Genomic DNA, 12638 nt, shown 5'->3' on the forward strand with positions numbered 1-12638 from the left:
TTTCAGGGCCAGGTTTCAGGCACCACAAAAACCCGGTCAATCTCAAGCCAGTTTCCCGTTTGGCGATCTGGCCGCATCATTGCGAATAGCTGCGGAACGACTTTGCGTTCCACACGTTCCAGTGCTTCCAGAACATGTTCTGTATCCGGCTGCTCGCTCTGAAACCAGTTGCCAATCCAGTGTGGTTTGTTAAGTACAACCCAATGTGACGTGTCCAGGACTCTCGCGTCATGGGCGTACATCCAGCGCCCGCGCAGATGGTTCGCCGGAACATAATTCGGCGTTACAACCTTCTGGTCATCGGGATAGAAAAGATACCCAGGCATAAAAATTCGCGGAGTCAGCGGGCCGGTTATATGAAATTCCGAGAGCAGTACGAGGGTTTCCGGGAGCTGTGTGCGGCGGCTCTGTTGTTCTAGCAGGCTGGTTGTTTTCATATCCAGCCGGTCACGGGCATTGGGGCCGTACCAGAGGGTTGAGCCGGCGAGTTCTGAAACGCCGAGATAGAACTTGATAGCGATCTCGTGGTGCTCGATGCGATCATTTTTCTTGTTGTGCACCACGAAATCCAATTCGCCGATGGTGCGCCCGCTTGACTGGATCTGCTGGTTTTTCAGCAGAATGGGCCAGCCGAGCAAGTCCTCCATCAAAACCTGATAGAGTCGCTCGAAATAGAAGCCCAGCCTGCGCTGCGGTGGTTCATGCAGTAGCGGTGGTGCAGCCGCTGTTTCCTGATCCCAGGTTTTAAGAATATCGGGATAATTTGAAGGCAGGTACTTTAAAGGTTCAAAAGTGATCGGCGAGCGCATCAGTTGAGGTGCCTGGCACAGCCATGCGAGATGCCTGATTGCTGGCGTTTGATACGAGTTGATCAGATGAGAGGCGAGGTTTGCATCCATTCGCCAAGAATACCGTAAACTGTCAGTTAATAAAGGTGCGAGTGTTCTACGAGACGGTCGCCGAATCATGAAGGCTCGCCGCACCAAGCAACCGGAAATAACAGGAGACAGTATGCAATACCTACATACGATGATCCGCGTAAGCAATCTTGAGCAAACCCTGCATTTTTTCTGCGACCTGCTCGGTATGATCGAAATTGATCGTAAAAGCAGTGAGAAAGGCCGATTTACCCTGGTATTTCTGGCAGCGCCGGAAGATGAGGCGCGAGCACGTGAAGACAAGGCTCCGATGCTTGAGTTGACCTATAACTGGGACCCGGAAGAGTATTCCGGTGGTCGCAACTTTGGCCATCTGGCTTTCAGAGTGGATGATATTTATAGCCTGTGCGAGACGCTGCAGGCAAACGGCGTAACCATTAATCGCCCGCCCCGGGATGGTTACATGGCGTTTATCCGCACTCCAGACAACGTATCTATCGAGTTATTGCAGAAGGGTGACGCGCTGGCGCCTAAAGAGCCATGGCTGAGCATGGAAAACACGGGGACATGGTAAGGAGAGTCATTCGGTTCGAAAGAATTGAAGATGCAGGGAAACGCCCATAAAATCATCAAAACTTTAAAGTAAACGTTATCGGTATAACTTCTACGGCATCAGGATGATGCGATAAAACAGGGAGATGTTTCATGGAAGATTGGCAAGGATGCCTTACCCCTCAATGTCAGACTGCGTTACTGAGTGCCCGTGATCATGTTGATCGCCGTGGCGGTTCCGTCATCACGGTTGAAGACTTCCTGCTGGCGCTGCTGGATTCCAGCCCCTGTGCAAGCAGTTTTCTGCGCAGCTGTGGTGTGGATATGGATGAGCTGACCCGAACCATCCAGTGCGAGCAGCCCATTGTGACTGAGGTAGGCGGTGAAGGGCTGCTTTCCTCCCAGTTAATATACTGGTTGGCGACAGCACGTGAATCCTTTGGAACGCCCGCCTGGCTGGATTGGCCCCAGCTTCTCGAAGTGCTTGCACGGCATGCAGAGCGCTTGCAGGGCAAGGCCTATGTTGCGGTTCTTGAGATGGTTTCACGTTGGCCAGAATCGGGTGATCCGGTTAATACCGGAGTGGACCTGGAGCAGTCTGGCATTGAAGAGCATGAAGCAGCGCCGATTGTGATTACCGATCCGGAGTGGATCGAGCTGGCGGAAGACGTCGCCATCACACTTGGCGCAGCGCCTGATGCTTTGGTGTGGGTCAAGGGAGCGCGCGGGGGAGGGAAGTCCTCCTGGCTGAGCTCGATGCTGTCATCGATAGCGCAACCCTTCGTTGAAATGGATCTGCGCCGTGAAGCTGAGCTGCTGGCCAGTGATCTTGCCGTGATTCCTGTGGCGGCCAGAAAACCCTGGCCTGTCCTAGTGCTTGATAATGTAGCACCGGCCGACCTGCTGGCCCTGATGGAGTTTCCGTTCGGCCTTGCGTCGGAGCTGGTTCTTCGCTGGCAGGGCCCTGTCATGCTTCTGGGGCCTGATACGTCAGGCAGCGATGCCAGCTGCAACTTGCTGGAACAGCGCCTGGGTCGGGCTCTGGAGACGTTCAATATGCGCCTTTCGAGTGCAACACAGCGTAAGGCTATTCTGGTCGCTCATCAGGCGGCTATTGAGCGTCGCTGGAACATTCAGCTATCGCACTCAGCCGCCCAGTTTGCGGCCTCCCGGCGCAGCCAGTGCGTCAGTACGCCGGGTGGGATGCTGCAGTGGGTAGAGCGTGCAGCGGCGCGACTCGACCTGTTTGCCCGGCGCGGCCCGGCAAGTTCGGTGGCGCTTTCCGGGCAGGCGGAGACGCTCCGGCGCCAGAGCTTGGTTGCAATAGCACGGCAGGAGCCGCTGCATGAGATTGAACAGTCACTTGAAGAGGTAAATCTCTTGCGCGCCGCCACGGAAGTGGCATGGCATGAACGAAAAGCTGCGGGCACACTGCGCCAGCTTACGGTGGAAGATCTGCGCCAGGAACTGGAACGCTGGGTTGCAGCGCGGCGCGGGCCGGTTCACTATGTGCTCCATTGTGACCATCAGCATGGAGAATCTGCGGGTGAAGGATCTGGAAATCTACATTCGTGACCTGGAATCAGGCGCGGTTTGCCGTTGGCTGGAAAGCCATGTGGAGCAGTTGGTGCTTGATGACGGTGATGTTTCATCCGTTATCAAAGGCTCTGCCCGCTTCGGTGAAGACCGCTTAAAAATAACGCTTTATCCGCAAGCTTTTGGTAAGCGGTATACGTCACTGATTATCGAAGGCGAACGGCTTCCTTGGAGCGCTGATCTGGATTGTGCGCGCAGCGCATGGCGAGCTTTGGATACAGAAATCCGATGCAGCCCGGGAGAGTGGAAAGAGGGTGAGTCGGCAGAAGATGAGAAGTGGTGGCGGTTGGATAACCGGGGTGAGCAGCTCGTAGTCTGGAACTGAATAGTCTGTAACTAAAAAAAGCAGCCCCTTATGAGTAAAGGGCTGCCTTTTGTTTTATATCAGCAGATGTTTCATTCGCTCAGAATAGAAACGTTATCTGCCTGTAGGCCTTTATCCGCATCAACCACGCTGAAGCGAACCAGTTGGCCCTGGCGAAGAACCCGGCGGCCACTTCCGCGAATAGCACGAAAGTGAACAAAGATTTCATCTCCGCTTTCACGAACGATAAAGCCAAATCCTTTTTTAACGTTAAACCACTTTACAGTGCCTTCTTCGTCACCTTCCGGGCTGTTGTCATCGTAGCCTTCATCGTCATCGGAATAGTTCTGGTTAGAACTCTTATTGGAGCTCCGATCAGAACTCTGGCTCCGTGACGGTGAGCTCCCACGCTGAGAAGTGCTGCGGGCAGGCTGCTGTTTGGCTGAAATTGCGACGGCCAGAAAACCGGCAATACCGAAAACAATGAAAGTGATGATATATGCGGTGATGCCGCGAGTGCTGCCCAGAGCCTCTACAAATTCTCCCACCGCAAGCAGGCGAAGTGGTTCAGGGGTAAACGAGAGCAGCAGGGCAAGTACCAACGGTGCTGGAATAGCGATCAGGATAGCAACAAGGATCGCTTTGGCTGGATTACGCATTGATTGGGAATTCTCCGTTATTTATTAACGCTGACGATAAAAAACCGGATATCGGGTAAAATCGCTTATCCGGCCAGTGAATACCGCCTAGTTTCCGGGAAAACAGAAACAGGGGCGGGCAAAAACGGCATGATAACAGATTATCCCGACGGCTGACCAAGCTTCACTTATCCACGCGAACGATTCATGCGAGGGAGTTCCGATACCCGATGAGCCATAACGATCTGCAAGCCAGACTGGACGAGCTTGAAACACGGCTGGCGTTCCAGGACGACATTATCAATACCCTGAGCGAACAGGTGGCAAAACAGGAAATGGATATCCGTGAGCTCTGGGACGCAAAGCGGTTATTGCATAACCAACTGAAAGATGTCTCCTCTTCCCACCTGAAGCGTGAAGAGGAAGAAGCCCCTCCGCCACACTACTGAGCCTGAAAACGAAAATGCCGAAGTAGTTGCTCCGGCATTTTCGTTGTGTCAGTCAGCCTGTAAAAAGGCTGGTCAGGCCAGCAGTTCTGCAAGTATCTGCTCGTAGATCAGCGATAGCGTATCCAGATCATCGGCTTTCACGCACTCGTTTACCTTGTGAATAGTGGCATTGATCGGGCCAAGCTCCACAACTTGCGCTCCGGTGGGTGCGATAAAGCGCCCATCAGACGTGCCGCCTGAGGTGGAAAGCTCCGTTTCACGGCCTGTCACATTGCGGATAGCATTCTGGCTGGCAGCGACCAAAGCACCCTTGTCGGTAAGGAAAGGGCGGCCACTGAGGTGCCACTGCAGGTCATATTTAAGGTTGTGCCGGTCAAGGATAGCCACAACCCGTTCCTCAAGGCTCTCCGCTGTATTTTCAGTGCAGTAACGGAAGTTGAAGTGCACCAGACATTCACCGGGAATGATATTACTGCCGGTCCCGGCTTCCACTTTCGTGATCTGAAAGGTTGTGGGAGGGAAATAATCGTTGCCGTTATCCCAGAACTCGTTAGCCAGCGTGTGCAGCGCAGGCGCAACGGTATGAACGGCATTCTCCGCAAGATGCGGGTAGGCCACGTGGCCCTGAACCCCTTGCACAGTCAGGTAGCCGTGCAATGATCCACGACGACCGTTCTTGATCACATCCCCGACTTCCCGGGTGCTGGAGGGCTCGCCTATCAAACACCAGTCAATTTTTTCCGAGCGGGCTTCCAGGGCCTCAACCACTTTAACGGTGCCGTTCTGGGCTGGGCCTTCTTCATCGCTTGTGATCAGCAGGGCAATGGAGCCGTGATGATTGGGGTGGGCGCTTACAAAGCGCTCACATGCAGTGATGAAAGCCGCAAGGCTGCCTTTCATGTCGGCAGCGCCGCGGCCATGCAGATAGCCGTCTTTGATAATGGGATCAAATGGCGGGTGTGCCCAGTTTTTCTCCGGCCCTGTGGGAACCACATCGGTATGACCGGCAAAGGCCAGCACTGGCCCCTCTGAACCTTTGCGGGCCCAGAGGTTATCAGTATCGCCAAAGCGCAGGTGTTCGCCGACAAAGCCCAGAGGCGCCAGCCGGGACAGCATCAGTTCCTGGCAGCCGGCGTCATCCGGCGTTACCGATGGCCGGCTGATAAGGTCGATGGCCAGTTCGAGTGTTGGAGAATCAGTTGTTTGCATGCAGTTCTTCGTTCAGCTCGATGGCGGATTTGTTGGTTTTGCATTCAACCGCGCCTGTCTGACTATTGCGACGGAACAGCAGGTCTGGCTTGTTGGCCAGATCACGGGCTTTGATGATTTCTACCAGCTCATTGTTGTCATCCAGCAGGGCAACCTTGGTGCCTGCGGTAATGTACAGGCCAGCTTCAACCTTGCAGCGGTCGCCCAGGGGAATGCCAATACCTGCATTGGCCCCGATCAGGCAGTTTTCGCCAACGGCAATAACCATGTTGCCACCACCAGACAGGGTGCCCATGGTGGAGCAGCCGCCGCCAAGGTCAGACCCTTTGCCTACCATAACGCCCGCAGAGATACGGCCCTCAATCATGCTGGTGCCTTCGGTGCCGGCATTGAAGTTGATAAAGCCCTCGTGCATTACGGTTGTGCCTTCACCTACATAGGCACCGAGACGCACGCGGGCTGTGTCGGCAATGCGAACACCTTTGGGAACCACGTAATCTGTCATCTGTGGAAACTTGTCTACGGATTTGACCTCCAGAGAGCGGCCGTCCAGGCGCGCCTTGAGCTGGCGCTCCGACAGTTCGTTCAGATCAATAGCGCCCTCGTTGGTCCAGGCCAGATTCGGCAGCAGGCCGAAGATGCCGTCAAGTTTGAGGCCGTGAGGTTTGGCCTGGCGATGGGAGATCAGATGCAGTTTGAGGTAAACCTCCGGAGTGCTGGAGGCGGTGTCGTCTGTTTCCAGAACGGTCACCACAACTGGACGCTTGCTGCGGGCTGCTTTTTCCGCGAGAGATGCTTGATCAGTCGCGTCGGTTTGGCGCAAGGCATTGGCAAACTGTGTCAGTTGCTCAGCGGTTGCATGGATAGCCTGATTGCCGCCTTTATAGTCGAGGGCAGTTTTTACCACATCAATCAGCTCTCTTCCGGGTGTCATGATCGGCTGCTGATAAAAGACCTCCAGCCATTCGCCCTGATTGTTTTGGGTGCCGATACCGATACCGAATGCAAAGCTCATGTGGTGATTGCTCCTGTTTAGTTGATCATTGTTGCCCAGTCGTTGGCATTAAAGCCGACATGCACAGAGCCTTCATGCTCGACCACGGGTCGTTTTATGATGGATGTATTTTCCAGCATGATGTCATGGGCAGATTGGGCGCTAATGGTATCACGAACCTCGTCGCTGAGTTTGCGCCAGGTAGTGCCTCGACGGTTCAGCAGGAGTTCCCAGCCAACCGCCTTTTCCCATTGGCTCAGGCGAGCCCCGTCGAGTCCGTCCTTTTTAAAATCGTGGAACTCATAGGAAATGCCCTGTTCATCAAGCCATTTTCGGGCCTTTTTGACGGTGTCGCAGTTCCGGATTCCATATAGCTTCATAATTCAGTTTGCCTTTACAAATTCAACAATGCGCTTTGCGGCTTCAACGCACTCTTCCAGCGGTGCAACCAGTGCCATTCGCACCCGGTTCTCTCCCGGATTATGACCATCTACCGTGCGGGACAAGTAGCGGCCGGGCAGAACATGGACGTTCTGTTGGGCCGACAGCTCTTTCGCAAAGGTCTCGTCATCGATCGGTGTCACCGGCCAGAGATAGAAGCCGGCATCGGGGAAATCTACGTCCATGACCTCACGCAGAATGGGCACCACGGCTTCAAACTTGGCGCGGTAAGCCGCCCGGTTGTCCCGCACATGACTTTCATCCTGCCATGCTGCAATACTGGCCAGCTGGTTATGAACAGGCATGGCGCAGCCATGATAAGTGCGGTAGTTCAGATAACCTTTCAATACACTCGCATCTCCGGCGACAAAGCCTGATCTCAGGCCAGGCAGGTTGCTGCGTTTTGAGAGGCTGTGAAAAACCACACAGCGTGCGAAGTCATGCCGGCCGATAGCTGCGCAGGTCTGCAGTAAGCCTTCGGGTGGATTTTTTTCATCGGGATAAAGCTCGGAATAGCACTCGTCTGAAGCAACGATGAAGTCGTGCCTGTCCGCCAGTTCAATGACCTTCGTCAGGGTTGCCCGGGGCATGACGGCGCCACTGGGATTGCCCGGGGAGCATAGGAACAGCACTTGGCAATCCCTCCATACGGATTCTGGTACTGCGTCAAAATCCGGAATGAAGCCGTTGGAGCCATCGCACGGCAGGTAAACCGGCGTGGCGCCTGCCAGAAATGCAGCACCTTCATACACCTGATAAAAGGGGTTTGGGCTCACAACCGTTGCCGGCTTGCTCGAATCAACCACGGCCTGCACCAGCGAAAATATCGCTTCCCGGGTACCGTTCACCGGAACGATGTTGTGATCTGGGCTCAGGGATCCGGATTGCAGTTGGAATCGCCGCGTGGCCCATTCGCTGATTGCCGCCCGCAACTCGCTCAAACCTCGGGTGGTGGGGTAGTTGGCCAAGCGGTCGAGGTTGTCGGCAATCACCAGTTTCACAAATTCAGGTGAAGGGTGCTTGGGTTCGCCAATGCCCAGGGAAATAGGTGAAAGATGATCGGGCGCAGATATTCCGGCCTTGAGTTGTGCGAGCTTTTCGAACGGGTAGGGGTGAAGCTTATCCAGGTTCGGATTCATTGAATGTCATCCAGCATTTTGCATAGGTCCTGCTGCAGGTCAAGGCATACGGAAGGATCGCTGATAGGCTCGCCATGCTCGTCGGTAACAAAGAACACGTCTTCCACACGTTCGCCTAATGTTGCAATTTTGGCATTGCTCAGGCGAATACGATGATTCAGCAGAACCTGCCCAATCCGTGCCAGAAGGCCGGGACGGTCCGGCGTGATTACTTCGATCACCGTGCGCTCGTTGATGGTGTCGTTGGAAAACACCACCTCGGTCGGGAACGCGAAATGCCTGAGTTGCCGTGGTGTACGGCGGTGAATAATGTCGGGGTAGTCTTCCGGATCGTCGAGCTCTTCGATCAGGCGCTTGCGCACCCGCTCTTTGCGGGCCGGATCCGCTCCCAGAGGTTGGCCTTTATCATCCAGCACCACATAGGAACTGATCGTATAGGGGCCTTCGTTTGAGCTGATACGGGCATCAACAATGTTCAGGTTGAGCTGTTCCAGTACCGCTGTTGTTGCAGCAAACAGGGTTGGCCGGTCGTTCATGTAAATAATGATCTGGGAGTAACCATCGGTAGGGCCACCGAGTGTATCCCGGATAAGTACCAGCGGGTCAGGCGTATTGCCATGGTTGATGATAGCTGCGGTTTGCCATGCGATATCAACTGTGGAGTCCTGCAGGAAGTAGTCCTCATCAACCGTATTCCAGATCGCATCAATTTGTTTGTCGGTAATTCTCTGGGCGTGGAGAATTTCACGGGCCTCAGACTGTGTGGCCCGAACCCATGCCTGCCGATCAACAGGAACTTCTGTGCCGCGCCGAAGAGCGCGTTTTGCTTCTGTATATAGCTGGCGCAGCAGGGATGCTCTCCAGGTATTCCAGAGCTTTGGGTTGGTTGCACTGATGTCGCACACCGTCAGGATATACAGGTAATCCAGGTGCGCGTGGCTGGGCAGAGCCCGGGCAAACGACTGGATAATATCCGGGTCGGAAATGTCCTTACGCTGCGCCGTCATGGACATTAGCAGGTGGTTTTCCACCAGCCAGGATGCCAGCTGGGTGTCACGCTCCCCAAGATGATGGCGCTTGCAGAACGACTCCACATCCTGAGCGCCAAGCTCCGAATGATCTCCTCCACGTCCCTTGGCAATGTCGTGATACAAGCCGGCAATATAGAGAACTTCCCGTTTGGGAAGCCCGTGAATCAGCCGGGCTGCCAAGGGGTAGTCGTTGCGAGCTTCCGGGCTGTTCAGTCGCACCATGTTGCGCACAACCTGCATGGTGTGGGCATCAACGGTGTAAATGTGGAAAAGGTCGTGCTGCATCTGGCCGATAATCTGGCCGAACTCCGGCAGATAACGGCCCAGCACGTTGTATTTCTTCATGGCGGAGAGGGTTTTATCCAGCGCATGGGGTGTCCGTAGTAGTTCCATGAACAGGGATGTCACGGCCAGATCACCCCGGAAAGCATCGTCAATCAGGTGTCTGTGTGCCCGCAAAGACCGGATGGTTGTGGCCCGGATGCCTTTTATTTCAGAGTGCTGGGCCATCAGCACAAAGATTTCCATGATTGCGTAGGGTGAGTAGGCAAATACCTGGTTGTTTACCGCCTCTATATAGCTGTTGCGAATCTGGAACCGTTTGTTAATGGGCTGAATGTTGTCTTCTGTGCCGGTGCCGAGTATCGCCTCGTCGTAAAACTGAAGAATAACATCGGCGAGCTCAGCCAGTGCCAGCACAGTGCGATAATAGGATTGCATCATCAGCTCGACATCCAGCCGTTTGCCTTCGTCCTTGTATCCCAGCATCTGAGCCAAGGCGCGCTGATGGTCGAACAGCAGCCGATTTTCGTTACGGTCTGCGATCAGCTGAAGCCCGTAGCGCAATTGCCACAGGAAGGTTTCGCCCTGAACCAGAATCTGGTGCTCCTCGTCAGTGAGAATGCTGAAGCGGGTCAGGTCGGCAATGCTTTGCAGGCCAAAGTGCCGTTTGGTAATCCAGCCGATGGTCTGAATATCCCGCAGCGCGCCAGGGGAGCCTTTTACGTTTGGCTCCAGGTTATACTCCGTGTCACTGTACTTTCTGTGGCGCTGCTGCTGCTCTTCGCGCTTGGCAATAAAGTAGTCTCGATCGGTGATGATGTTATCGGAGTAGGCTTGTTCGCTGAGCTCTTTGCGCAGCTCATCCGGGCCGGCAATTGTGCGGGTTTCCAGCAGGTTGGTCAGGGTGGATATATCGCCCCGAGCCGCGGCTTTACTTTCTTCAATGCTGCGAACGCTGTGGCCGATGTCGAGCTTCAGATCCCATAGCAGAGTGACAAAAGCGCCAAGATCCTCCTGCCAGCTCGGCTCAATTCCGTTGCGGGTCAGAATCAGCAGGTCGATATCCGAGTGCGGATGAAGTTCACCGCGGCCGTAACCGCCAACGGCAATCAGCGCAATATCGGATGAGCTGGAGAAAGGATAGCGATTCCAGATCAGTCTCAGTACGGTGTCAACGGTATCGGCTCTGGAGTGAACCAGAGCCCTTACGTCGGCGCCTTGTCGAAAGGCTTCTGCATCTGCGTTATAGCGGTCTTTCAGCAGCTCCCGGGCTGCCATGACAGGGGAGACGTCCTTGCTGATCCTGGCCTCCAGCTCCTGACGCTCCACTTAGAAGGACTCCTCCGATCGTTTGGTCAATACTTCATGGCCATCGGCTGTTACAAGAATGGTGTGTTCCCATTGCGCGGAAAGCTTGTGGTCTTTGGTAACCACGGTCCATTGATCCGGTAGCAGTTTGGTGTGGTACTTGCCTTGGTTGATCATCGGTTCAATGGTGAAGATCATGCCTTCTTTCAGCTCCATGCCAGTGCCTGGTTTGCCGTAGTGCATAACCTGTGGCTCCTCATGAAACACCTTGCCGATGCCGTGACCGCAGTAATCCCGCACCACGGAGTAGTGGTGCTTTTCGGCGTGTTGCTGGATTACATGCCCGATATCCCCCAGGTGCGCGCCGGGCTTTACCAGCTCTATGCCTTTGTAGAGGCATTCCTGAGTGATGTTGATCAGGCGTTCAGTGCCAGGTTTGGGTTTACCAACAATCCACATCTTGCTGGTATCACCGTGGTACTCATCCTTTATCACTGTGACATCAATGTTAAGTATGTCGCCGTCCTTCAGGATTTTCTTCTCCGAGGGTATCCCGTGGCAGATAACGTGATTGACGGAAGTGCACACGGATTTCGGAAAGCCTTTGTAGTTCAGTGGAGCTGGGATCGCTTGCCGCTCTTTAACAATGTAGTCGTGGCAGATCTGATTGAGTTCTTCGGTGGACACGCCAGGCTTGACGTGCTCCCCGATCATATCGAGAACATCGGCCGCCAGGCGGCCGGCCACGCGCATCTTTTCAATTTCTTCCGGAGTCTTGATCGATACCTGCATTGGGCTTCCCGTAGATTTGTATCAAGCGACTATTTTAAGGGGCTGAGGCTCAGGGTACAAGGAAGCCTCGGTGCAAAAATAATGGCGGGAGGCCTGCGTTTTGTGATATAAACGCGCCCGCTGGAAACGAATCCGGCAAATTCGCACACGTGTCAGCACGTTGTCCCAGGGTGCCTGCTCCTGTTCTAGAGTTATAAAGGAGCCTGGTTGGGGCAATCGGACGCGTGGAGGACTAACCCGAAGCTACATTAAGGTAATTATCATGGCTCAGGTAAACATGCGCGACCTGCTTAAAGCAGGTGCTCACTTTGGTCACCAGACTCGCTACTGGAACCCGAAAATGTCGAAGTTCATCTTCGGCGCCCGTAACAAGATTCACATCATCAACCTTGAGCAGACTGTTCCTGCCATGAACGAAGCACTCGACTTCGTTCAGAAGCTGACAGAGAGCAAGAACAAGATCCTGTTCGTCGGCACCAAGCGCGCCGCCGCCAAGGTCATCAAGGAAGAAGCAGAGCGTTCCAGTCAGCCTTTTGTTAACCACCGCTGGCTCGGCGGCATGCTGACGAACTACAAAACCATCCGTCAGTCCATCCGTCGTTACCGTGATCTGGAAGCCCAGAGCAAAGACGGTACCTTCGACAAGCTGACCAAAAAAGAAGCCCTTGAGCGCACCCGTGAGATGGATAAGCTTGAGCGTTCTATTGGTGGTATCAAGGATATGGGTGGCCTGCCTGACGCGTTGTTTGTTATCGACGTCGATCACGAGCGTATCGCTATCAAGGAAGCCAATAAGCTGGGTATCCCCGTTATCGGCGTAGTCGATACCAACAGCAATCCCGATGGCGTTGATTATGTAATCCCCGGTAACGATGACGCTATCCGTGCGATTCAGATCTACGTGAAAGCTGTTGCTGACACATGTCTGGAAGCAGCGCAGGCTGGCAGCGCAGGCGCTGACGAGTTTGTTGAAGTCGCCGAAGAGACTGCAAAAGCCGCTCCGGCTGCTGAGTGATGCGTCAGCT

General features: G+C 54.4%; 13 protein-coding genes. 5 read left to right on the forward strand and 8 right to left on the reverse strand.

Going from position 1 to position 12638, the window contains the following annotated elements; genetic code table 11:
* Window positions 1-2: 2 nt before the first annotated feature.
* On the reverse strand, window positions 3-899 hold the full coding sequence (locus tag BUA49_RS16100) for a DUF1853 family protein (protein WP_072799432.1): 897 nt from the start codon (window positions 897-899) through the stop codon (window positions 3-5).
* A 112-nt stretch (window positions 900-1011) separates the two neighbouring features.
* On the opposite strand from BUA49_RS16100, the gene BUA49_RS16105 reads away from it, so the two are divergent.
* From BUA49_RS16105 to BUA49_RS16115, 3 genes are all read left to right on the forward strand, one after another.
* Complete coding sequence (locus tag BUA49_RS16105) at window positions 1012-1452, forward strand: VOC family protein (protein WP_072799433.1); 441 nt, start codon at window positions 1012-1014, stop codon at window positions 1450-1452.
* 131 nt (window positions 1453-1583) lie between these two features.
* Window positions 1584-3005 (forward strand): hypothetical protein, encoded by a 1422-nt coding sequence (locus BUA49_RS16110; RefSeq protein ID WP_072799435.1) that lies wholly within the window; start codon window positions 1584-1586, stop codon window positions 3003-3005.
* Window positions 2977-3351 (forward strand): hypothetical protein, encoded by a 375-nt coding sequence (locus BUA49_RS16115; RefSeq protein WP_072799436.1) that lies wholly within the window; start codon window positions 2977-2979, stop codon window positions 3349-3351. Before BUA49_RS16110 ends, BUA49_RS16115 begins: the two co-directional genes overlap by 29 nt.
* Before the next feature lie 71 nt (window positions 3352-3422).
* On the opposite strand, the gene BUA49_RS18195 is transcribed toward BUA49_RS16115, so the two are convergent.
* Complete coding sequence (locus BUA49_RS18195; RefSeq protein WP_072799438.1) at window positions 3423-3989, reverse strand: cold-shock protein; 567 nt, start codon at window positions 3987-3989, stop codon at window positions 3423-3425.
* 209 nt (window positions 3990-4198) lie between these two features.
* On the opposite strand from BUA49_RS18195, the gene BUA49_RS16125 reads away from it, so the two are divergent.
* A complete protein-coding gene (locus BUA49_RS16125) occupies window positions 4199-4417 on the forward strand; it encodes a SlyX family protein (RefSeq protein ID WP_072799440.1) in 219 nt (72 codons plus the stop codon).
* 72 nt (window positions 4418-4489) lie between these two features.
* Here BUA49_RS16125 and dapE read toward each other — a convergent pair whose 3' ends face one another.
* From dapE to map, 6 genes are read right to left on the reverse strand one after another with little or no spacing between them, the layout of a single operon-like run.
* Window positions 4490-5626: a succinyl-diaminopimelate desuccinylase gene (gene dapE, locus BUA49_RS16130; RefSeq protein ID WP_072799441.1), complete on the reverse strand. Its 1137-nt coding sequence runs from the start codon at window positions 5624-5626 to the stop codon at window positions 4490-4492.
* Window positions 5613-6641, reverse strand: coding sequence for a 2,3,4,5-tetrahydropyridine-2,6-dicarboxylate N-succinyltransferase (dapD, locus tag BUA49_RS16135; RefSeq protein WP_072799443.1), 1029 nt, complete (start codon window positions 6639-6641; stop codon window positions 5613-5615). Before dapD ends, dapE begins: the two co-directional genes overlap by 14 nt.
* Before the next feature lie 17 nt (window positions 6642-6658).
* Window positions 6659-7000 (reverse strand): ArsC family reductase, encoded by a 342-nt coding sequence (locus tag BUA49_RS16140; RefSeq protein WP_072799444.1) that lies wholly within the window; start codon window positions 6998-7000, stop codon window positions 6659-6661.
* Between the two features lie 3 nt (window positions 7001-7003).
* The gene (gene dapC / locus BUA49_RS16145) at window positions 7004-8200 is read right to left on the reverse strand and encodes a succinyldiaminopimelate transaminase (protein ID WP_072799446.1); all 1197 of its coding nucleotides are present in this window, start codon (window positions 8198-8200) and stop codon (window positions 7004-7006) included.
* Window positions 8197-10842, reverse strand: a complete 2646-nt coding sequence (locus BUA49_RS16150; protein ID WP_072799448.1) for a [protein-PII] uridylyltransferase — start codon at window positions 10840-10842, stop codon at window positions 8197-8199. The genes dapC and BUA49_RS16150 overlap by 4 nt, the downstream gene beginning before the upstream one ends.
* The gene (gene map, locus BUA49_RS16155; protein WP_072799450.1) at window positions 10843-11613 is read right to left on the reverse strand and encodes a type I methionyl aminopeptidase; all 771 of its coding nucleotides are present in this window, start codon (window positions 11611-11613) and stop codon (window positions 10843-10845) included.
* 262 nt (window positions 11614-11875) lie between these two features.
* Here map and rpsB point away from each other — a divergent pair, with 262 nt between their 5' ends.
* The gene (rpsB, locus tag BUA49_RS16160; protein WP_072799451.1) at window positions 11876-12628 is read left to right on the forward strand and encodes a 30S ribosomal protein S2; all 753 of its coding nucleotides are present in this window, start codon (window positions 11876-11878) and stop codon (window positions 12626-12628) included.
* Window positions 12629-12638: the final 10 nt, after the last annotated feature.

Source organism: Marinobacter antarcticus, from assembly GCF_900142385.1.
Lineage (GTDB): Bacteria > Pseudomonadota > Gammaproteobacteria > Pseudomonadales > Oleiphilaceae > Marinobacter > Marinobacter antarcticus.

Coding starts and splice junctions, on each gene's coding strand:
- BUA49_RS16100 (WP_072799432.1), bottom strand. CDS start 899: ATGGATGCAAACCTCGCCTCTCATCTGATCAACTCGTATCAAACGCCA.
- BUA49_RS16105 (WP_072799433.1), top strand. CDS start 1,012: ATGCAATACCTACATACGATGATCCGCGTAAGCAATCTTGAGCAAACC.
- BUA49_RS16110 (WP_072799435.1), top strand. CDS start 1,584: ATGGAAGATTGGCAAGGATGCCTTACCCCTCAATGTCAGACTGCGTTA.
- BUA49_RS18195 (WP_072799438.1), bottom strand. CDS start 3,989: ATGCGTAATCCAGCCAAAGCGATCCTTGTTGCTATCCTGATCGCTATT.
- BUA49_RS16125 (WP_072799440.1), top strand. CDS start 4,199: ATGAGCCATAACGATCTGCAAGCCAGACTGGACGAGCTTGAAACACGG.
- dapE (WP_072799441.1), bottom strand. CDS start 5,626: ATGCAAACAACTGATTCTCCAACACTCGAACTGGCCATCGACCTTATC.
- dapD (WP_072799443.1), bottom strand. CDS start 6,641: ATGAGCTTTGCATTCGGTATCGGTATCGGCACCCAAAACAATCAGGGC.
- BUA49_RS16140 (WP_072799444.1), bottom strand. CDS start 7,000: ATGAAGCTATATGGAATCCGGAACTGCGACACCGTCAAAAAGGCCCGA.
- dapC (WP_072799446.1), bottom strand. CDS start 8,200: ATGAATCCGAACCTGGATAAGCTTCACCCCTACCCGTTCGAAAAGCTC.
- map (WP_072799450.1), bottom strand. CDS start 11,613: ATGCAGGTATCGATCAAGACTCCGGAAGAAATTGAAAAGATGCGCGTG.
- rpsB (WP_072799451.1), top strand. CDS start 11,876: ATGGCTCAGGTAAACATGCGCGACCTGCTTAAAGCAGGTGCTCACTTT.